The sequence below is a fragment of the Shouchella lonarensis genome (assembly GCF_900096965.1).
GTDB classification, from domain to species: Bacteria; Bacillota; Bacilli; order Bacillales; family Bacillaceae_D; genus Shouchella; species Shouchella lonarensis.
In genome coordinates, this window is sequence record NZ_FMYM01000006.1 from 134,021 (window position 1) to 154,817 (window position 20,797).

16 protein-coding genes and 1 pseudogene are annotated in these 20,797 nt (G+C 44.3%); 1 reads left to right on the forward strand and 16 read right to left on the reverse strand.

What is annotated here, in order from left to right; all coding sequences use genetic code 11:
- Positions 1-22 precede the first annotated feature (22 nt).
- The 5 genes from pstA to BLT29_RS07760 form a co-directional block, all read right to left on the reverse strand.
- The gene (gene pstA, locus BLT29_RS07740; RefSeq protein ID WP_090775748.1) at positions 23-910 is read right to left on the reverse strand and encodes a phosphate ABC transporter permease PstA; all 888 of its coding nucleotides are present in this window, start codon (positions 908-910) and stop codon (positions 23-25) included.
- The gene (gene pstC / locus BLT29_RS07745) at positions 907-1,842 is read right to left on the reverse strand and encodes a phosphate ABC transporter permease subunit PstC (protein WP_090775749.1); all 936 of its coding nucleotides are present in this window, start codon (positions 1,840-1,842) and stop codon (positions 907-909) included. The genes pstA and pstC overlap by 4 nt, the downstream gene beginning before the upstream one ends.
- 84 nt (positions 1,843-1,926) lie before the next feature.
- A complete protein-coding gene (locus BLT29_RS07750; RefSeq protein ID WP_090775750.1) occupies positions 1,927-2,820 on the reverse strand; it encodes a phosphate ABC transporter substrate-binding protein in 894 nt (297 codons plus the stop codon).
- 304 nt (positions 2,821-3,124) lie between these two features.
- Positions 3,125-4,594: an amidase gene (locus BLT29_RS07755; protein ID WP_090775751.1), complete on the reverse strand. Its 1,470-nt coding sequence runs from the start codon at positions 4,592-4,594 to the stop codon at positions 3,125-3,127.
- The gene (locus tag BLT29_RS07760) at positions 4,591-5,313 is read right to left on the reverse strand and encodes a gamma-glutamyl-gamma-aminobutyrate hydrolase family protein (RefSeq protein ID WP_090775752.1); all 723 of its coding nucleotides are present in this window, start codon (positions 5,311-5,313) and stop codon (positions 4,591-4,593) included. The genes BLT29_RS07755 and BLT29_RS07760 overlap by 4 nt, the downstream gene beginning before the upstream one ends.
- Positions 5,314-5,442: 129 nt before the next feature.
- Here BLT29_RS07760 and BLT29_RS07765 point away from each other — a divergent pair.
- Positions 5,443-6,585 (forward strand): annotated as a pseudogene (locus BLT29_RS07765) (NAD(P)/FAD-dependent oxidoreductase); the annotation flags it as partial.
- Between the two features lie 203 nt (positions 6,586-6,788).
- Here BLT29_RS07765 and BLT29_RS13885 read toward each other — a convergent pair.
- From BLT29_RS13885 to lon, 11 genes are all read right to left on the reverse strand, one after another.
- Positions 6,789-8,981 (reverse strand): alpha-helical endospore appendage domain-containing protein, encoded by a 2,193-nt coding sequence (locus tag BLT29_RS13885; RefSeq protein ID WP_090775754.1) that lies wholly within the window; start codon positions 8,979-8,981, stop codon positions 6,789-6,791.
- Between the two features lie 213 nt (positions 8,982-9,194).
- Complete coding sequence (gene ysxE, locus BLT29_RS07775; RefSeq protein WP_090775755.1) at positions 9,195-10,208, reverse strand: spore coat protein YsxE; 1,014 nt, start codon at positions 10,206-10,208, stop codon at positions 9,195-9,197.
- Positions 10,205-11,095 carry a hypothetical protein gene (locus tag BLT29_RS07780; RefSeq protein ID WP_090775756.1) on the reverse strand — a complete coding sequence of 297 codons (891 nt, stop codon included), beginning with the start codon at positions 11,093-11,095 and terminating at the stop codon, positions 10,205-10,207. Before BLT29_RS07780 ends, ysxE begins: the two co-directional genes overlap by 4 nt.
- 7 nt (positions 11,096-11,102) lie before the next feature.
- Positions 11,103-12,104 carry a stage VI sporulation protein D gene (gene spoVID, locus BLT29_RS07785; RefSeq protein ID WP_176763861.1) on the reverse strand — a complete coding sequence of 334 codons (1,002 nt, stop codon included), beginning with the start codon at positions 12,102-12,104 and terminating at the stop codon, positions 11,103-11,105.
- 188 nt (positions 12,105-12,292) lie between these two features.
- On the reverse strand, positions 12,293-13,585 hold the full coding sequence (gene hemL, locus BLT29_RS07790; RefSeq protein WP_437182631.1) for a glutamate-1-semialdehyde 2,1-aminomutase: 1,293 nt from the start codon (positions 13,583-13,585) through the stop codon (positions 12,293-12,295).
- Between the two features lie 13 nt (positions 13,586-13,598).
- Positions 13,599-14,579, reverse strand: a complete 981-nt coding sequence (gene hemB, locus BLT29_RS07795; RefSeq protein ID WP_090775758.1) for a porphobilinogen synthase — start codon at positions 14,577-14,579, stop codon at positions 13,599-13,601.
- Complete coding sequence (locus tag BLT29_RS07800; RefSeq protein WP_090775759.1) at positions 14,576-15,334, reverse strand: uroporphyrinogen-III synthase; 759 nt, start codon at positions 15,332-15,334, stop codon at positions 14,576-14,578. The genes hemB and BLT29_RS07800 overlap by 4 nt, the downstream gene beginning before the upstream one ends.
- Entirely contained in the window at positions 15,327-16,250 is a 924-nt protein-coding gene (gene hemC / locus BLT29_RS07805) for a hydroxymethylbilane synthase (RefSeq protein WP_090775760.1), read from the reverse strand. Before hemC ends, BLT29_RS07800 begins: the two co-directional genes overlap by 8 nt.
- A 74-nt stretch (positions 16,251-16,324) precedes the next feature.
- Positions 16,325-17,686: a glutamyl-tRNA reductase gene (gene hemA, locus BLT29_RS07810; RefSeq protein WP_090775761.1), complete on the reverse strand. Its 1,362-nt coding sequence runs from the start codon at positions 17,684-17,686 to the stop codon at positions 16,325-16,327.
- A gap of 155 nt (positions 17,687-17,841) precedes the next feature.
- Complete coding sequence (yihA, locus tag BLT29_RS07815) at positions 17,842-18,426, reverse strand: ribosome biogenesis GTP-binding protein YihA/YsxC (RefSeq protein WP_090775762.1); 585 nt, start codon at positions 18,424-18,426, stop codon at positions 17,842-17,844.
- Positions 18,427-20,754: an endopeptidase La gene (gene lon, locus BLT29_RS07820; protein ID WP_090775763.1), complete on the reverse strand. Its 2,328-nt coding sequence runs from the start codon at positions 20,752-20,754 to the stop codon at positions 18,427-18,429.
- Positions 20,755-20,797 lie beyond the last annotated feature (43 nt).

Here is a 20,797-nt window from a genome sequence, read left to right on the forward strand (position 1 = left end):
GGCCATACATCTACACACCCCTTTATTTTGATGCCGTCATTTTCCGGTGCACGAACGCACCTAACAAACGAGCCAATACATTGAATAGCAATACCGCAACAATGAGTACGAGTGCTGCCCCGTCTGCAATTTCCTTTACATCTGGTACAAGCCCTTGCGTGTTGATTTTCCATATATGAACAGACAACGTCTCTGCCGGTCGGAAAATGTTTAGCGGTGACGACTCAGAAAAAGGATTCAAGTTAAGCCAGTCTAACCGAGGTGTCGTCACACCCGATGTAAATAACAATGCGGCAGCTTCACCAAACACACGCCCCGATGACAAAATGACCCCAGTCAAAATCCCCGGAAATGCCGCCGGTAATAAGACTGTTCGAATTGTATCCCACTTTGTTACACCAAGTGCTAAACTTGCATCAGTTTGTGCTTGCGGCACACTTCTTAACGCATCTTCCACAACCCGTACCATCACTGGTAAATTAAAAATCGTGAGAGCAAGCGCGCCACCTAAAATCGAGTAACTCCAACCTGTCAACTGGACGAATACAAGTAAACCAAACAAACCAACAACAATGGAAGGCAAAGATGCGAGCACTTCAATACACGTCCGAATGAAATTTGTAAACCGTCCTCGCTTCGCATACTGTGCCATATAAATGCCACCGCCCAAACCAAGCGGGACCGTAAATAACATGGTTAAGATCAACATATAAAAAGAGTTAAACAACGGTGGCCCAATACCCCCTCCTGCTCTTGCAGCACTTGGCGCACTCGTCAAAAAGTCCCAACTCATATGCGAAAATCCACGATATAAAATATAACTAATTAAGCTTGAGAGGATGATGACAATGAGCATGGCAACAACAGTAAACGCCCCCGTCGCCGCGCGATCTGTCAGTTTTCTATTCACGAGAATTTCCTCCTTGACGATAAATACCGAACGAGTAAAATAAATACGTATGACATGAGAAGTAAAATAAGTGCGAGTGACCATAATGCGTTATTTTCTGCACTCCCTGGAACAGTATGACCCATATTTAATGTAATAATTGTCGTTAATGTCGCTGTTGGATCCATAAGCGATGTCGCAATCGTCCGGGCATTGCCGATGACCATTTGAACTGCTAATGCTTCACCGAAAGCCCGTGCCATCCCTAATACAACCGCCGTCATTAACATTGGTGCAGCAGCCGGGACAATGACCCGACGAATCGTTTGCCAGCGCGTCGCACCAAGGGCAAGCGACGACTCACGCAAGCTACCAGGAATGGCTCGCAGTGCATCAACGGCAATGCTCGTCACGGTCGGCAAAATCATGAGCGATAGCACAATCATTCCTGCCAATAACCCAAAACCTTGGCCGCCCACATGTTCCCGCAAAAATGGCACAAGCAAGCTGAGCCCAAGAAACCCGTAAACAACAGACGGGATCCCAACAAGCAATTCGATGACTGGCTGTAATACCTTCTGTCCCCAACGTGGTGCAATCTCAGTCATATAAATCGCTGCGCCGATCCCAAGAGGTGCAGCAATGCACGCTGCGAGTATCGTCACGGCAAAAGAACCAACTATAAACGGCAGTGCTCCGTACATTGGCCCACCGTCTGCGGCTGAGCGTGTTGGCTGCCAATCCAAGCTCGTAAGGAACGTCAACGGATTGACGCCGTTTTTTACAAACATTTGTAAACCTTGTATAACGAGAAATAATGTCAATGATATTGTTGTTAAAATAATTAACGCCGCACAGCTATACACGAGTAGGCGACCGCGTTGCTCTGACTTTGTCGCGCGGCTACTTTTCCCTTTACATAAACGGTCTGAAACCGATAATTCCGTGTTCACATGCTTTTCCCCCTATTCCAGCCTATCATCAGAAGTCTGGCAAACGATGTTCGTCCCACCAGACTTCTGAGCTGACCTCTGGAATTATATATCCGATTGGTTCCCTTCAGCATCCCGCTTCACTTTCATATCAGCTACTGGAATATAGCCAAGCTCTGGAATAATTTCCTGTTGTACCGTATCTGCTAACATGTAATCAATAAAATCCTTTGTTAACCCTTCAGGCTCACCTTTTGTGTATGAGTGCATGTATGCCCAAATTGGATATTTACCTGAAGTAACATTTTCATCGGTTTGTTCAACGTCATCTACTTGTAAAGGTGTTACTGAACCATCGTAGTAAGAAAACGCAAGATAACCAATTGCACCTGCAGTTTCGCTAATGATTTGCCGTACAGCATTTGAAGATTCTTCCGTAATCCCTTCAACTGGCGTTGCCCCGTCTAGTGCATAGTTTACAAATGTATCGCGCGTACCTGATGAGTCAGGACGATTGACAATTGTCACATCAACATCTGCGCCACCTACTTCAGACCAGTTCGTAACTTTCCCAGTAAATATATCTATTAATTGTTGCTTCGATAAGTTCTCAATCCCTACCTCAGGGTGAGCAGCTGGTCCCATTCCGACAACAGCAATTGGATGATTGACCAATGCCCCTGCATCAATTTCGTCTTTTTCTTCAGCAAAAACATCTGAGTTCCCAATGTCTGATTGACCATTTGACACAGATAACAACCCTTGCCCCGATCCACCGGCTTGAACAGACACACTCGCATCTTTGTTCTCTGCTTCAAATTCTTCCGCAGCAGCAGCAACGAGCGGTTGCATTGCGCTAGAACCAGCAACAAGAATGGAACCTGAGACGCTCGCCTCGCTCTTTTCACCTTCTGTATTTGACTGACTTACATCACTACTAGATCCACATGCTGCTAACAAAAATAAAGATGCTGCGGCAATTGCACCGATTTTCTTCATCTGTTCATTTCCCCCTAGAAATCGATTATCGAACTTACAAACCTAAGTATAGGGTGGTTGTATGAAGAAGGTTTGATGGACATGTTAAGTTTTTGTAAAGACGAAGCATGAAAAAATGCCCTCCTAATGGAGAGCATGATCGTGATCATCTATTAGTCTTTTGCGTAGGTAACACATATCTCTTACACGATACAGTAATGGAGGCGGCATCATTTCCTATAGAAAGATACAAATGATGCCTGTCTCATCTCATCGCACTTCACTGGCTTCGCAATCATCCATCACCCATTTCTTCCCACTACTCCTACACACCCATACACCACAACGCGCTTTCCTCAAACATTCGCGCTATTTGCAGCAATAACTCGTCCTTGCCTTTTTGCGCCATAAATTGCACACCGAGCGGTAAACCTTCTTCTGTTTTATAAAGTGGCAATGAGATTGCTGGTTGTCCAGTTAAATTGGCCAGTTGCGTAAACGGCGTATACGTCAATCCCGGTAAAAACAGTTCATAAATTAAATGAAGCTGTTCGTCCACTCGAAGTTCATTCACCCGCTCTTTCCAAAAAGCTTCTTGCGCAACAGTTGGTGTGAGCTCTCCGATTTTTGGTGCAACATGAGCGACAGTTGGTGTGATATACAGGTCGTATGTGCGATGAAAATCACTCATCACTGCGGCCGCTTCGTCCCAAGCGAGCAAACTTTGAGCGTAGGCAGATGCAGTCACATTCTTTCCACACTGCGATAGCAACCAAGACTCTGTTTCGAGCTCGTGTGACAATAGTGCTCGTCCAAACGCCTGCTCTAATCGATCGCGCAAGCTCGCCATTTCACCAGCATTCATTAAATAATAATGTTGAATGAGGGCAACGCCATCAATAGATGGTTGTACCTCTTCAACCTCATGACCAAGTGATGCCAACCAACGTACACACTTGCGAACGGCTGCTTTTGCATCTTCACTTACCGGCGTATGTACAGGAGACGCAAGCGTATACGCAATGCGCAGCTTTTTCGGCGCGTCTCTTAATGTTGCTTCGTATCCACGCTCGTACAGCGGAGTTTGGAAAGCCGCTTCAGGCTGGACAATCTGAAGCACATCAAGCGCACGCGCACTATCGCGCACACTTCTAGAAATGACAAAATCAATTGCTGCTCCTTGCCACTGCCTACCGACGCCAGGACCAACCGGCGTCCGTCCGCGTGTCGGCTTCAAGCCGACCAACCCCGTGAATGCGGCAGGGATACGAATGGAACCTCCCCCATCACTCGCACCGGCAAATGGTACAATGCCACTTGCCACAGCGGCGGCTGCACCTCCACTTGAACCACCTGGAGAACGAGACGGATCATGTGGATTACGCGTGGCTCCATATAACCTTGGTTCCGTAATATTTTTTAGTCCAAATTCTGGTGCATTCGTATAGCCTAACATAAGTAAACCTGCATCTTGCAGGCGCTTAGTATAATGACTTGTCTGCATAGAGCGATGGTCTTTAAATAATGCTGACCCTGAAGTGAGTGGTGCGCCCGATAGTGCCTGAGAAGAATTTTTTAATAAGAAGGGCACACCAGCAAAGAGAGATGTTGTTTCTACCTTCGCGACTTCCTGTATTGCTTCTTCATGACGATGGTATACACATGCATTTAAATGTTTATTTTCCTTCATGCACAACAAGGCTGTTTGCACCAATTCTTCTGCTTTTACTTCCTTCTTCCTAATTAAATTCGCTAAAGCGACACCATCTTTTTGTTTATATTCTGCAACATTCATCTACCATCCACTTCCTTTCTTTGTTCACAAGCTTGTATGAAGGCATCGAACAATCGCTTGGAAAACGTATCATTGGTTGCAAGTAAGTTTTCTGGGTGCCACTGAACACCAATCATAAACGGCGACTTTTTATGTTCAATGGCTTCAATCACACCGTCGCGACTCCATGCGACCGCCCGAAAGTTGGACGGAACACGACGCACGGCTTGATGATGAAAGCTGTTTACTTTTTCATGTGTGCTCTGAGCAATGTCTGCTAAAAGAGAACCTTTTTTAATGTGGATTAAATGACTACGATGACTACGAGGTGCTCTTTGTGCATGTTGGATTAACGTCCCTTCAAACTGCACCGGTAAATCTTGATACATATCTCCCCCCGCAGCAATTGCCAAAATTTGTGCTCCCCGACAAATGGCCAGTAACGGCTTCTTTTGCTCCAAACACGCTTGCACAACGGCAACCTCAAATAGGTCACGGACTGGCGTAATTTCCCCTAATGACGGATGAGGATCTTCGCCAAATAAACTAGGGTCAATATCACCTCCACCTGTCAGCAAGACGCCATCTAATTGTTCAACGTAACGATATGCCTTTTTACTTTCAACATTAGGTAATACAAACGGCAACGTCCTTTCCATATTTACAGCGTTTACATTATCGAATGCTGTAAGCACATGCGTATGATCTTGAACAGAGGAAGAAATCCCTATGCATAACATCTTACGTCACTCCTTCTCCTCAAAATAAGAAGTCAAGTGCGCCTACTTCTTTAGTTTAGCATATGTGTTCTGGAGGTTAGAAGTGCAGACACCTTGTAATGCCTCATTTGACATTCCTATTACACTTCCGCTACGATTTTACATGAAGGGAGTTCAACGTCTATGAAACATATTGCCATTATCGGTGGGGGAATTGTCGGTAGTTCCACTGCCTATCATTTAGCGAAAAAAGGATACGATGTCACACTCATCGACGCCAATCACCGTGGCAAAGCCACTGATGCTGCGGCCGGTATCGTTTGTCCGTGGCTCACCAAACGGCGTAACAAAGCATGGTATGCCCTCGTGCGTCGCGGGGCTGCTTATTATCCAACGCTCATTGACCAATTAACACGCGATGGTCAAGAGGAAACAGGCTATAAGCAGGTCGGAGCTTTATGGCTACATCCAGATGAAAAACAAGTAGAAGCCACCTTACAAAGAGCATTACAAAAACGCATAGAAGCACCTGAAATCGGTGAACTTGACATCCTCGATCATTGCAGCGCACGCGCACTTTTTCCACCTCTTGCGGATCACTTCGTCGCACTTCATGTCGCCGGTGGCGCACGTGTGGACGGTCGCACACTGACACGCGCAATGCAACAAGCCGCTACGCAACATGGTGCTACATATGTAGAAAAAACAGCTTCCTTACAGACACGTGGTGAAAAAGTGGGCTTGTTTATTAATGAAGACTATGTATCAACCGATGAAATTGTCGTCACTGCTGGTGCCTGGGCCACATCACTTTTAGCACCTCTAGGCATTAAATTACACGTCCGTGAACAAAAAGGACAAATGATTCATTTACAAGTCAGAGATGATACAAACGACTGGCCCGTTGTCATGCCACCTGGGAATCAATATTTACTCGCTTTCAATGAAGGACGTATTGTTTGTGGGACAACTCATGAAGATGGGACAAATTTTGATGCGCGTATTACAGCTAGTGCAGTGCATACGTTGTTTGACCATGCACTTCAGACTGCCCCAGGACTCTCTCAGGCAACATGGTTAGAAGCACGTGTCGGTTTTCGTCCTGTCGTGCCACATTTTCTCCCTGTATTCGGTACCATCCCTTCATTTCCTCATGTATGGCTCGCCAATGGACTAGGGTCGAGTGGGCTCACGACCGGACCATACATTGGTCACATACTGGCATCTTCTATAGCAGGAGAGCCTGTGACGATTGATTTGAATCACTATAATGTAGAAACGATTATAGGATAGCGACTAGAAGATTGGCGCCAAATGTATTCCTTATAAATAGCAATTAAATAATCAAAAATAAAGAGTTACCTCCCCTTATAAAAGGCATCTGGGAAAGTAACTCTTTTAAAAACGTTTAAATATCCAATATCATTAGCTATTCATATTTGCCTCAAATGGCGCAATGCCAATCCATCTGCATGCAAGATGATCTTCAATTCATGCTATTCGTTCTGAACGCCAAATGGATACAGGCCAATCCACCTAGGTTGCGCCCCCACATTTGTCAGTGTTGTCACAATTGTATTTGTTAGTTGGTTGATAACAGCAATTGAACCGCCATCTTGTTGGGAAGGTACAAAAAACAAGCTCGACGGATAATTACTAAACATCGCTGTAATTGGATTTAGTGCCACACCACCAACATTCGACCCAACGGTGATCGTTTCAATCACTGTATCGGTTGTCGTGTCAATTACAAACACCCTGTTTCCAGTCACCGAAAAAGATGTACCGACATACAATCGATTTGCTAATGGATTAATATCACTCTCATTCACTGCGGTTCCCGCCGTCGGGATAACAGTTACAATTGTATTAGTTGCCCCATCAATCACATTCACCCCGCCACCAGATGCATTAATTGTTGTATATAGTTTATTTTGGAAAATATCGATCATAGCCCCTCCCGGGGGACCTAGCGATAAGGTGATCGTCGTCACTAACGTATCCGTATTTGCATCTACAACTAACACCGTCCCAACGCCACCAACACTTCTTAGAACATACAACGTATTAGTTACAGGGTTGATCTCCGTCCCTAACAAATTATTTGCAAGTGGAATATTTGTAACGGTTGGTGGTGTCGTGTTCATATCAATTTTTGAATAACTACCTCCTCCTGCTGTATATACAATATTGGTTGTCGTATTGACTGATATTTGCCCAAATGGCTGAATTGGCAGCTGTGCACTCACTGTTGCCACGACTTGTGGCGGATTGAGTGATCCGTCAATGACAGCAACGATCCCTACAGCTTGCACTGGAATGTATACTTTATTCCGGATCTTATCTATCGTGCCGCCTACATTTAAGAGCGTCCCCCCGACAGCTACAGTCGTAATTGTCTCTGTTGTATTGCCATTAATGACAGACACATTCCCAACAGCGTTGTTTATAATATAGAGAATTGGCACTTGTCCCGCTGGTCCCGTTGGACCCCGTAGACCCACTGCACCTGTCGGTCCTGTTGACCCTGTCACTCCCGTTGCTCCTGTCACTCCCGTTGCTCCTGTCACTCCTGTTGCGCCTGTCACTCCCGTTGCTCCTGTCACTCCTGTTGATCCTGTCACTCCTGTTGCGCCTGTCACTCCCGTTGCGCCTGTCACTCCTGTTGATCCTGTCACTCCTGTTGCGCCTGTCACTCCTGTTGCGCCTGTCACTCCTGTTGCGCCTGTCGCTCCGGTTGCTCCTGTCGCTCCGGTTGCTCCTGTCGCTCCGGTTGCGCCTGTCACTCCTGTTGGTCCTGTTACTCCTGTTGATCCTGTCGCTCCGGTTGCTCCTGTCGCTCCGGTTGCTCCTGTCGCTCCGGTTGCGCCTGTCACTCCTGTTGGTCCTGTTACTCCTGTCACTCCTGTTGGTCCTTGTACACCAAATTCTACCCATGGTTGCCAACTTGCGCCACCTGCGTCGGAACGTCGTACATAAATAGCTGGATTTGTAATGGCTAACTGAAAAACAATTATATCTACAATGTTTGCTGGCATAATAACTGACACGTATAATGTCCAGTTTTCTGAGATATTGATACCTGGTTGCGGGAACCCAGAATACGTTGGTGGTCCTTGCTCACCATCAGAAATGTATACACCCGATGTTTGAAACATATCTAAATTACTATTTGACGGCAAAGAGATCATCATTGGAAAAGCACCAACATCTTCTGCATTTAATGTCAGACTTCCATCTTCTGCAGCTGTTACTCCGTTAATATTCGTAATCGATCCGGGAATATCTCCGGCTGTGATCGTCACATTTCCCGCGACACCTGCAATACTATTTACCGCGACAATGTTTCCATCTTCTCCCGTTGCTCCTGTCGGTCCCGTCGGTCCTCTTAAAGTTGGGATTGACGTCGCTGCTTTCATCTTTGATTCAAGAATGATCTCCTTTTTGAAGATCGTATCAAGCATAGAAGTCACACTTTCATTCATCTGTAGTATCTCTTGTATCGTAGCTGGCGGTCCTGTAAAACCGTTTAATGTCCCAAGCGCGTACTGGATTTTTTCCCCTTCCGCATTAATCACGTGTGCCAAACCCATTTCCTCCATTGCAATGGAGGCTAACAATAAGTTGACAACATCATCACGAGCTAAAGTAATGTTAGGGGTAAAATTTGGCATATTTGCCTGTGACATACGTATCACTCCTTCACTTTTAAATAAAACCATTGCGCCTTTACGATGTATTAAGCTATTCTTTACAGCAATAAATCATTTTCCTTTCTCATTTCTTTACAATATGTATTAATCATACAAAGTGTACGGGCTGTTCAACTAAAATCTTCTAAAACGATGATTTCTACTACCAAAACACACATAGAAAAGCCCCTAGCTCTTCCAGCCAGGGGACTACGTTGTTTCCGTTTCTTGATATTGTTCTTGTGGCATAAATTTTGGTACAAGCCGTTGAACTTTACGTAGTGCAATAACGCGCTTCTCTAACCGCTTCACATGATCAACTTCTTGTTTTTGAGAGGCGTTTTCGATATAATCATGGACTGCATAGTAAATCGGTTCTGGATACATCATGTATGCACACGTCAACTGTTTTTCTGAGTCTAGTAGTGGCAAGTGTTGTTCATAACAATGCAACCAACGAAACACTGCATCTTCTGACCATAATGAAAATGGAAAACTATGGCGACAAAAACTCGCCAAGTCTCGTGCTGGTGTATCCAAACTTGCTTGTTCAAAATTTAAAAGCAAAGGTTCATTCTTTTCGTTGAAAAGTGTATGATGACGCGACATCCTGCCGTGTGTCAACACACTTCTGTATGTCCCTTTTTCCACTGTCGCTTCATACCATTTTTCCAAATAGCTTTGTGCTTGTTTATACAATTGCTCAAACATGACAAAATGCGTTAAAAACGAAAGCTCAAACGGCGCAATGTAATTCTTTTCCTCTGCTCTACGTGCAAACTGTTTTAACACATCCATCCGTTCTTCCCAACGTGTCAACAATCGCTCACACGATGCATCCAGTTGTTCGCGAGAAACTTCCTCCGTTTGCACCGTCAAACGATGAATAACACCCATTTGATCCGCAATTTTTTCTTCCATCGTCACACGGTCTGTATAGGCCACTTGCTCAATCCACGGCATTAGATAATAGCAATGCGCATCTGCGATAATCGTATACTCTCCAAACTTTGTCGGCAATACTGGAACAAACTGACGATACGCTTGTTTTGAAAGTTTACGAAGAGCATGGATGAATTCATCTGCTTGTAAGCGCGTCATCTCTGTTTCTTTTAACGCAAATGTCCCACGATCTGTCGTGACCTTCTTAATTTTTCCTCGATCTTCCACATCAATTGGTTGTAAATCATAATAAAACAAAATTGCTTCATAAATTTGTTTCATATGCTCACCTTTTTCTGATCAAACCAATTCGCCAACGTTTGCACAAAACCACGTGTTTCATCCCACGATTGCACAACTTGATCCATCACTTGTCCGCGTGTTGATTCATTTGCATCTATTTGATTTTCTATTAAGGGAAGCAGCTCTCTTACTGTCAACGCTTCCGCAAGCAACATCTTATGCGTTCCTTCAAGCAAATTGACTTCTGATTGAATGGCTTCTAACAACGCCAACAACGATTGTTGTCCATGTTTCCGATGCCACGACTTCAATACTTCCACAATCGGACGGTACCCTTTTTCAGGTGCGCAATTTGTTCCACGCCAGATCAGCATTCCTGCAATAGACGTTGCTTGATCAAGAGAGTCAATACGCTCTATCATCGGCAAAGGAATATCATCATCTCGTAAACGATCTGCTGCTTTCATTCGTTTCTCAGCCTCGCCTAGAAGTCCGGCTGCCAAGTCTTTATGTTCTGGATGAATATGCGGCCACACTTGTTTTAAATCTTCACATGACATGGCACGTGGTTTGACAGCAATTCTGTCTTCACTTTGAAGAAGACCGTTTATGATCATTGAAGAAAATAAAACACCCCATGCCTTCTCATTTCCTCTCTCCTCACACACTCCTTGTATATCATCATGCACAGTCACATATTGATCATCAACACAAACATAAGCTTGCTCATCCTTTGTTCGAATCATTCGATTCATGAGTACGTAAGGCGTGACACTACAATGATCACGCCATTTGATATGCCAGTTTAACAATGTTTCGTCATCCCAAATATGAAATCGCTTTAATCCCTGATCTGTATCAAGGCGACTTTCATCTACACGCTCTACCTTCTGCCAACCATAATGTCTCTTCAATTCTTCTATCATAGGGCACCTACTTCGCTGATACAGGAATATACAGAATTTGTCCTTCCTCAAGCTGATCCGATGACAAGTTATTAAAACGTGTCAACTGCTTTTCTGTGAGGTCATAACGCTCAGCAATGGATGTCAATGTGTCAGCACTTTGAATAATGCACATTCTCCACCGTGTGAACTTCTCCTCACCTTGATCAAACATATCTGTTAAATAAATTGTTCTCTTTGAATGGTCTACCTTCTGTTGCTGCTCAGTCATTTCTTCCTTCTCGCATACAACTTCCTCAGTCGATTTGGGCTCCATTCTTGCGGATGTATTTACTTGAGTTTCTGTGTTGCTTCTCGCCCCACTCATCGTTGTTTCTTTTTCAGACTCTGACACTTGTTTAGAAGGGACTGTTTGCATTTCATTTGGCTCAACATTCTCCTCTAGTCTTCTCGTCGCCTCGTAAGAAAACGTCGTTTCTAATGACCTCTCTAATGCAGGTTCCTCTTCGGTCAATGCTTCTTTTTGTTGCTCAACCTCTTCTCTTATCTCTTCCATTTCTTCAGTTTCTGTTGATTCAACAGCTTGCGCCCTCACACCGCTTATGCATACATCGGCTGTTAAATCAATAGAGCGACTATCTGGCAGTTCGTAATCAAATCCTTCTACTTCGACATAAATATCATCTACATGCTGAATCCGTGCCATTGGGATTGTGATGTCAAGTGGGAATACATGCTCAATTCGCCCAATCCCTCCTGACTCACGTTGCACCATCTCACTTGCTGCCCGAAAATCACTCAGTTCAGATAATAAGTCGCCGTCACCCTCCTCACTTTCCTCCTCTAGTTGCAGACGATATTCTGCAATAAAGCGCAGTCCCCCTTGAATCGTCACTTGTTCTCCTTTTTCTTCAATTGAAATTTCCGGCGTCAAGGTCATTCCTAATATCTCATCTACTTCCTGCCCTTCAACTAACCGCACCGAATCTTCAATTGAAAATGTTAATGTAGATGAATGCGCCTCCGTCATTGTTACCCCTCCTATTTCATCCGTTACGATCGCTTTAACGGATATGTTCGTACACTTAACATGTATGATCATCCACGAGGCATTATGACTTTTGATATGGACAAACAAAAAATGAATATAGATCAAAAAGAAGCTCTTGTCTGCTCGTAACGCTTCTCGGCAGACAAAAGCTTCTTTACTTAAATACTTTATTTTTGAGAACACAGCTTTTTAAATACACTCTCAGCTGCAGCAATGGTCTGTTCAATCTCTTCATCCGTATGTTTTGTAGACAAGAACATGCCTTCAAATTGCGATGGGGCAATCGAGATGCCTGCTGCTAACATCCCGCGGAAATATGCGGCAAATAATTGTAGATCTGATGTTTGCGCTTGGGTAAAGTTTGTCACTTGTTCATTTGTGAAGAACAACCCGATCATTGATCCTGCGCGATTAATTGTATGTGGAACACCGTGCGCAGCAGCAGCTTCCGATAGACCTTTTTCTAGACGAGCAGCCTGACATTCAAACGTTTCATAGTGCGCAGGTGTCAGTTGCGCTAACGTATAAAACCCGGCTGTCATTGCTAGTGGATTTCCTGATAACGTCCCGGCTTGATAAATTGAACCGCTTGGTGCAATGTGCGCCATGATGTCTCGCTTCCCACCAAACGCGCCAACTGGAAGGCCGCCACCAATGACTTTTCCTAAACATGTTAAATCCGGTGTCACACCATATACACCTTGTGCACAATGGTAACCAACGCGAAAACCCGTCATCACTTCATCAAAAATGAGCAACGTACCATTTTGTTCTGTCCATTCACGTAACGTTTCCAGAAATCCTGGTTGAGGAGGTACAACGCCCATGTTTCCAGCAACCGGTTCAATGATGACTGCGGCGAGGTCATCTCCATACGTATCAAATACATATCGGACACTATCCAAGTCATTATAATGAACTGTTAACGTATGTTGTGCCGTCTCTTTTGGCACACCTGGGCTATCAGGCAAACCGAGTGTCGCCACGCCTGATCCTGCTTTTATTAAAAGAGAATCACCATGTCCATGGTAGCAGCCAACAAATTTTAAAATTTTGTTTCGTCCCGTATAACCACGCGCCAACCGAAGTGCACTCATCGTCGCTTCTGTACCTGAATTGACCATGCGCACGACTTCAATAGATGGTACCCGCTCAATGACGAGTTGTGCAAGGCGCGTTTCTGCCTCGTGTGGCGCACCAAAGCTTGTCCCAAGTGCAGCCATCTCTTGTAATTGTTCGACGACAACGTCATCTGCATGACCTAAAATAAGTGGTCCCCATGAAAGGACATAGTCAATATATTCATTGCCATCCAAGTCAACAATCCGTGCCCCTTTCCCTTTCTTCATATACACTGGATTCATTCCAACAGATTTAAATGCACGAACAGGACTGTTTACCCCACCGGGCATTAATGGCAGTGCTTTCGAAAATGCTTCTTTTGAGTTCTCCATCTTCATTATAAAGCCCTCCTCACGATGACTGCGCAAGCCAGCGCAACACCTCTTTGGCATGATACGTTAAAATTAAATCCGCTCCCGCACGTTTCATACTGACAAGCTTCTCAAGTACTGTTGCCTGTTCATCAAGCCAACCGTTTTGGGCAGCGGCTTTGATCATCGCGTATTCTCCACTCACATTATAAGCGACAACTGGCACAGATAATGTGTTTTTCACATCTCGAATAATATCCAAGTAAGACAGTGCTGGTTTCACAATAAGGAAATCTGCCCCTTCCTCAACATCTGAGGTCGCCTCACGTAACGCCTCAGCTCGATTTGCTGGATCCATCTGATACGTTTTACGATCACCGAAAGACGGCGCACTATGAGCCGCATCGCGGAACGGTCCATAAAAAGCTGATGCATATTTGACAGCGTAAGACATGATCGGCACATGTTGATAACCCGCTTCATCCAACCCTTTTCGAATTGCATACACAAACCCATCCATCATATTGGATGGCGCAATGACATCAGCACCTGCTTCTGCTTGCGATATTGCTGTCTGTACGAGCAACGACAAGCTCTCATCATTTTGAATCGTCCCTGCCTCAACCAAACCACAATGACCATGATCTGTAAATTGGCACAAGCATGTATCCGCAATGACTGTCAACCGAGGGAATGACGCCTTCACTTGCCGAAGTGCACGTTGTACAATACCATCTTTTGCATATGCCCCTGTCCCAGTCGCATCTTTATGTATCGGTACACCAAATAAAATGATCGCTGAAATCCCTAGCTCAATGACCTCTTTTATTTCTTCCATCAATTCATCAAGCGAATATTGAAACACACCTGGCATGGACGGAACTTCTTTTTTTATTTGTCTACCTTCCGTCACAAATAGTGGATAAATCAAATCACTCGGTTGTAGCGTCACTTCACGTACAAGACGACGTATGGATGCACTTTGCCGTAACCGACGATGACGTTTAAATGGTTGACTCATCTTTCCTCACTCCTTGCATGCTGTTGTAACGCTGTAAGTAGTCCACTTGCTGTATATACATCGGCTACAATGATTGGTTCAAGACCTAACTCGCGCGCTGTGTTAGCTGTACGCGGACCAATACATGCAACTGTTTTGAAACGTAAAGATGCTTTTTGCTGCAACTCATCCAAATGGCGTGCAGCTGAAGAACTAAACAACGTTATATAATCAAATATTTTTATAGATAGCGTCGCAACTTTCTCAGCATTATAAAAAGGGGAAACGGTATCATATAAAATCAATTCATCTACGTGAACCCCATACGAACGTAACTGATTTGTCACGCTCCGACGTGAAAGTTGTCCACACACCACAAGCACTCGCGCAGCACTTGTAACTTTTTCAAGCAAAAGGGTTGCCAACGTCTCACCATCAAATATCAGCGGTGTCAGCACGGGTTGCGTTGCATATTGTTTAATCATCGCTGCAGTCTCTGTGCCGACAGCGGCAATGCGCACAGTCGATGGGACGTTTGTTTGTCCTCTGAAAAAAGCGCGAACACCATTCACACTTGTAAACACGAGCCAATCATACGTGTGAAGTGTTGAATATGTTTGTGCCATCTCTGTTGTCAATGGACGGGGCACACATGTAATTAGCGGTAAAAAAGATGTATCGGCTCCCGCAGCGACCAATTGCTTGCCAAAGTCAACTGCGTCCTCACGCGGGCGCGTCACCAACACCGATTTCCCAACAAGTGTCCGCTCATTCATTTTTTACAGCTGCCAATAACTCGGTCGCGCCTTGGTTTCGCAAACAAACTGCTACTTCTTCACCTAACTTCTGCGGATCGTGACCAGTGCGTGTTTCTTTTAATATCACTTTTCCATCTGGTGATCCAACGAGACCTGTTAGTGATAATTGACCAAACGGTTGTACTTCGGCAAACCCACCAATGGGTACTTGACAACTGCCGTCCATTTCTTGCAAAAATGTTCTCTCTGCTTCAACGGCACGCCCAGTGGCCTCGTCATGGATCTTCTTTAATAAAGAAACAACTTCCTTGTCTGCACGACGACATTCTAAACCGAGGGCGCCTTGCCCTACAGCGGGTACACACATGTTTTTTGGCAAATACATCATCGACTCACCGATCTCATAACCTAGTCGATGCAAACCAGCAGCTGCCAACACAATCGCAGAAAAGTCCTCTTCCTTTAGCTTACGCAAACGCGTTTCGACATTCCCACGGATCCATTTCACCTGTACATCTGGACGTTGATGCAATAATTGAGCAGCGCGGCGCAAGCTACTTGTACCAATAATTGCACCTGAAGATAGTTCTGCAAGCGTTTCTCCGTTGACAGTCACAAGTACATCACGTGGGTCTTCTCGCACCGGTGTCGCTGCCAATACGCATGAATCAGGCAAACGTGCCGGTACATCTTTCATCGAATGCACCGCAATATCAATCGTTTCATCATATAAAGCTTGCTCAATCTCTTTTACAAAAAGACCTTTTCCACCTACTTTTGAAAGCGTTACATCAAGAATCCGGTCTCCTTTTGTCACAATCTCTTTCGTCACAAATTCATATGGCACACGTTGCGCTTTTAGTTGCGCAATGACCCAATTCGTTTGTGTTAAAGCCAGCTGACTCCGGCGCGTGCCTATTACAATTTTGCGCATCTTCCTCATCTCCCTTGCATGCGCCACGAAAACGAACCAAAAGGGAAATCACTCACCTTTCGGTTGTCTCGTTTTTACATTCGTAAAGCCATTCCTTCAACAAAAGGCAAGTACGAAATTTTCCCTGTGTCTGACTTGTAATGCTCTTTTTCCACATTTGCTTGTTTTAATTGTTCTTCTAGGGCAAACAAATTCATGACTAATTCCAATGAACGGTCTGCATCTGGTGTCATCGCGAGTTCCTTTATATGCGTCAAAGGATCTCTTAACATTTGGTTCACAATGCTTTTTGTGTGTTTCCGTAACACTTTTAAATCACGTTCTGACAAATGTGGTAGCTTTCGCTCGATACTGTCCATTGTCTCACCTTGGATGATAAGCGCTTTTTCACGTAGCGCCGTAATAAGAGGGACAACACCTAACGTGTGCAACCAGCTTTTATAAGCATCTATTTCGTCTGCAATAAGCACTTCAATTTTATCTACTTCCTTTAAACGCTCTTGCTTATTCTCATCAACAATATGCTGTAAATCATCAATATCATAGAGGTGTACACCTGCATAGCTCGCCAATGCGGGTTCAATATCACGCGGCACAGCGATGTCAATCATAAACAAAGGACGACCGGCGCGCTTTTCCAATAAATCACCGACATGACTGTCCGTCAACACAAAATCGAGTGAACCAGTTGAACTTATGACGACATCGGCTTTTTCTAGCGCTTCTGCCATCTGAGCAAACGAATACACATCCGCTTGATATGCTGTCGCCAATTCCATTGCTTTTTCCTCTGTCCGGTTCATCACCATCATATGTGCCGCGCCACTTGCTTGAATGTGCGTCGCTGTAAGCTGCGCCATTTTTCCTGCCCCTAGAATAAGCACATGCTTTCCAGCAAATGTTTCAAAAATCTTCTTGCCTAGTTCAACGGCTGCGTAGCTAATCGAAACGGCTTGCGTAGAAATGTCCGTTGCCGAATGAACATGTTTTCCAAGTGTCACAGCTTGCTTAAATAATTGATTGAAAATGGTGCCTGTTACTTTTTCTTTTTGCGCACATAAAAAAGCTTGTTTTACTTGTCCTAAAATTTGTGTCTCCCCAATGACCATTGAATGAAGTCCACACACGACGCGGAACAAATGCTTTATCGCCTCGTCATTTTCACGTACTCGTAAATAAGGCGCAAGTTCTTCTTTGTCTATTTGAAACCAATTGGCCAAAAATGTTTTGGTGAAGTGACGGCCTGTGTGTAGCTGATCCGCTACAACGTAGACCTCTGTCCGGTTACACGTAGATAAGATGATACATTCCATGATGCTTTTTGTTGCACGTAATTGCGCAAGTGCATGTGGAAGTTGCGCTTGTGTAAAGACAAGCTTTTCTCTTATTTCAACTGGGGCTGATTTATAATCAAAACCGATCACCAGCGTATGCATGTTCGTCCTTGCCCCCCTAATCGTCGTTCATTCCGTCATTTCGTAAAAAGTTTCCCTATCTTTATCATTATACACGTCTTCATCATAACATGTCTGCACTGTACTACCAAACAATTTGTGACAATCTTACATAATAGCGGGGCATGTCGAACGGTTTACACCATACGCTGTAATATGGCTTTCCAAACGTCTTCTTTTCCAACACCCGTCTCAGATGAAAAATGAAGCAACTCATCATTTTCATCTTTCTGTAAATCTCGTTTAATTGTTGCCAAATGTTTCTGCCATTTTCCTTTTGGGATTTTGTCAGCTTTTGTAGCAACGAGGATGACTGGAATCTCTATCTGCTTGAGCCATTGATACATTAATTTGTCATCAGCAGTTGGGGGATGACGCATATCGATTAACAATAACACGGCTTTTAACATCTCTCTTTCAGCCAAATATTGCTCGATCATTGTGCCCCATTTCGCCCGCTCTGATTTTGACACTTTCGCATAACCATAACCGGGCACGTCTACAAAGTATAACCGTTCGTTTACACCATAAAAGTTGAGGGTTTGCGTCTTTCCAGGACGTCCTGAAATCCGAGCCAATCCTTTGCGGTTCAACATTTTATTAATAAAAGACGATTTACCAACATTTGAGCGTCCTGCCAAAGCGAGTTCTGGCAAGCGATTCGTCGGATATTGATCTGGACGAACGGCAACATGTAATAAGTCTGCTTGTGTAACTTTCATTCATACCCCTTCTTTCAACGCATGCTTTAACACATCATCAAGATGCGAAACAAAAACAATTTCTAGTGACTTACGGACACTTTCTGGAATGTCTTCTATATCACGGACATTTTCACGCGGAATTAAAATTTTTGTCAAGCCTGCGCGCTGGGCACTTAATGCCTTCTCCTTTAATCCACCAATTGGCAATACGTGTCCGCGAAGCGTCATTTCCCCTGTCATACCGACTTCTCTCCGGCATGGTCTTCCTGTTAATGCAGAAATGAGCGCAGTTGCCATTGTAATGCCTGCTGATGGACCATCTTTTGGTGTCGCACCTTCAGGAATATGAATATGAATATCCTGTTTTTCATGGAAACGTGGGTCGACGGACAACATTTTTGCATGTGCGCGAATGTAACTAAACGCTGCTTGTGCTGATTCTCTCATCACCTCACCAAGCTTCCCTGTCAACATCAATTTTCCTTTACCTGGCGCACAAGATACTTCTACTGATAGTGTCGTTCCTCCTGAAGCTGTATATGCTAACCCTGTTGCAGTACCGACTTGATCCGTTGTTTCTGCCTCTCCGTAACGAAACTTCGGTTTACCAAGGAGTTTTTCCACCATTTTTTTCGTAATGATGACTCTTTTTTTCTCCTCTGCCATCAACAATTTGACAGCTTTTCGACACAATGTAGCAATTTGCCGTTGCAACTGACGCACGCCCGCTTCTCGCGTATAATGGCGGATCACATCAATCAATGATACATCTTTCACTTGAAAATCCTTTCCTGACAGACCGTGTGCCTTCATTTCTTTTGGTAATAAGTGATGTCTTGCAATCGCACACTTTTCAAGTTCTGTATAACCTGATAAATAGAGCACTTCCATTCGGTCAAGCAAAGGTCTTGGGATCGCCCCGACGTTGTTTGCTGTTGTAACAAACATGACTTTCGATAAATCGTAAGGCTCTTCTATATAATGATCGGTAAACGTGTCGTTTTGTTCTGGGTCAAGTACTTCTAGCAACGCCGCGGACGGATCACCACGAAAATCTTGCGCCATCTTATCTATTTCATCTAATAAGAAAACAGGATTGATTGTTCCAGCTTTTTTCATTCCTTGAATAAGCCTTCCAGGCATCGCCCCAATATAGGTACGACGGTGCCCTCGAATTTCCGCTTCATCCCGTACGCCTCCTAAAGAAATACGTACGAACTCGCGCCCTAATGATCGCGCAATTGATTGTGCCAACGAGGTTTTTCCAACCCCAGGTGGACCGGCTAAGCAAAGAATAGGACCTTTCATACTCCCTGTCCGCGCACATACAGCCAAATATTCCAGCACGCGTTCTTTCACAAACTCCAGACCATCATGGTCTTCATTTAAAATGGCTTCGGCTGCCGTCATATTTAATCGATCTTCTGTCTCAACCTTCCACGGGATTTGCACGAGCCAATCTAAATATGTACGAATCATCGGTGCTTCCCCGACGTTATTTGGCATCCTTTCATAACGTTTCAACTCTTTTAGCGCCTTCTTCAATACAAGTTCAGGCATACCAGAAGTTTGAATCGCCTCTGTTAATTCAACTACTTCCTCTGCTCTTCCTTCGCGATCACCCAGTTCGTGCTGAATGACTTTCATCTGTTCCCGCAAATAGTATTCTTTTTGCGTTTGATCCATCGCTTTTTTTACTTGTTTGCCAATCTTACGTTCCAGCGCAAGTACTTCTTGTTCATTCCCAAGGATATCTATCAATGTCTGTAAACGTACAGTCACATCAATCGCCGCAAGTAGCGACTGTTTTTGAGCAATGTTAAGGGTTAAACTAGCAGCAATCGTGTCAGCAAATACTTCTGGATTCCGTTCCTCTTTCAATTTTATGACCGTTTCTTGTGATGCTTTACGAGATTGCTTCGCGAATTGTTCATACATTGTATAAACTGTACGCATCATCGCTTCCATTTGCGGCGTCACCACCGTTGTCATAGTCTCATGAATGCGCACTTCACTAAAGCGTTTGCTTCCTTTATCAACAAATGAAATCATTTCCGCCCGCGAAAGACCTTCGACTTGCACACGTACAGTCCCATTTGATAATGCGGAAGTATGGTTGATACGCACTAACGTACCAATTGTATATAAGTCTGTTTCTTGTGGATCCTCTGTCGTCAATTCTTTTTGTGTAGCTAAAAAAAGAAGATCATCGTTTTTTCTCGCTTCATCTAATGCTCGAAGCGATTTCTGTCTCCCAATATCTAAGTTCATTCGAACACCAGGAAAAATAAGCACGCCCCGTAATGGCAATAACGGTACACGTTGTACATTGCTTTGAACGTCCACCTATCAAACACCTCCACCCAATCGATCCGCTTATATCACTTAT

Coding starts and splice junctions, on each gene's coding strand:
- BLT29_RS07750 (WP_090775750.1), bottom strand. CDS start 2,820: ATGAAGAAAATCGGTGCAATTGCCGCAGCATCTTTATTTTTGTTAGCA.
- BLT29_RS07755 (WP_090775751.1), bottom strand. CDS start 4,594: ATGAATGTTGCAGAATATAAACAAAAAGATGGTGTCGCTTTAGCGAAT.
- BLT29_RS07760 (WP_090775752.1), bottom strand. CDS start 5,313: ATGTTATGCATAGGGATTTCTTCCTCTGTTCAAGATCATACGCATGTG.
- BLT29_RS13885 (WP_090775754.1), bottom strand. CDS start 8,981: ATGTCACAGGCAAATATGCCAAATTTTACCCCTAACATTACTTTAGCT.
- ysxE (WP_090775755.1), bottom strand. CDS start 10,208: ATGAAACAAATTTATGAAGCAATTTTGTTTTATTATGATTTACAACCA.
- BLT29_RS07780 (WP_090775756.1), bottom strand. CDS start 11,095: ATGATAGAAGAATTGAAGAGACATTATGGTTGGCAGAAGGTAGAGCGT.
- spoVID (WP_176763861.1), bottom strand. CDS start 12,104: ATGACGGAGGCGCATTCATCTACATTAACATTTTCAATTGAAGATTCG.
- hemL (WP_437182631.1), bottom strand. CDS start 13,585: ATGAAGATGGAGAACTCAAAAGAAGCATTTTCGAAAGCACTGCCATTA.
- hemB (WP_090775758.1), bottom strand. CDS start 14,579: ATGAGTCAACCATTTAAACGTCATCGTCGGTTACGGCAAAGTGCATCC.
- BLT29_RS07800 (WP_090775759.1), bottom strand. CDS start 15,334: ATGAATGAGCGGACACTTGTTGGGAAATCGGTGTTGGTGACGCGCCCG.
- hemC (WP_090775760.1), bottom strand. CDS start 16,250: ATGCGCAAAATTGTAATAGGCACGCGCCGGAGTCAGCTGGCTTTAACA.
- hemA (WP_090775761.1), bottom strand. CDS start 17,686: ATGCATACGCTGGTGATCGGTTTTGATTATAAATCAGCCCCAGTTGAA.
- yihA (WP_090775762.1), bottom strand. CDS start 18,426: ATGAAAGTTACACAAGCAGACTTATTACATGTTGCCGTTCGTCCAGAT.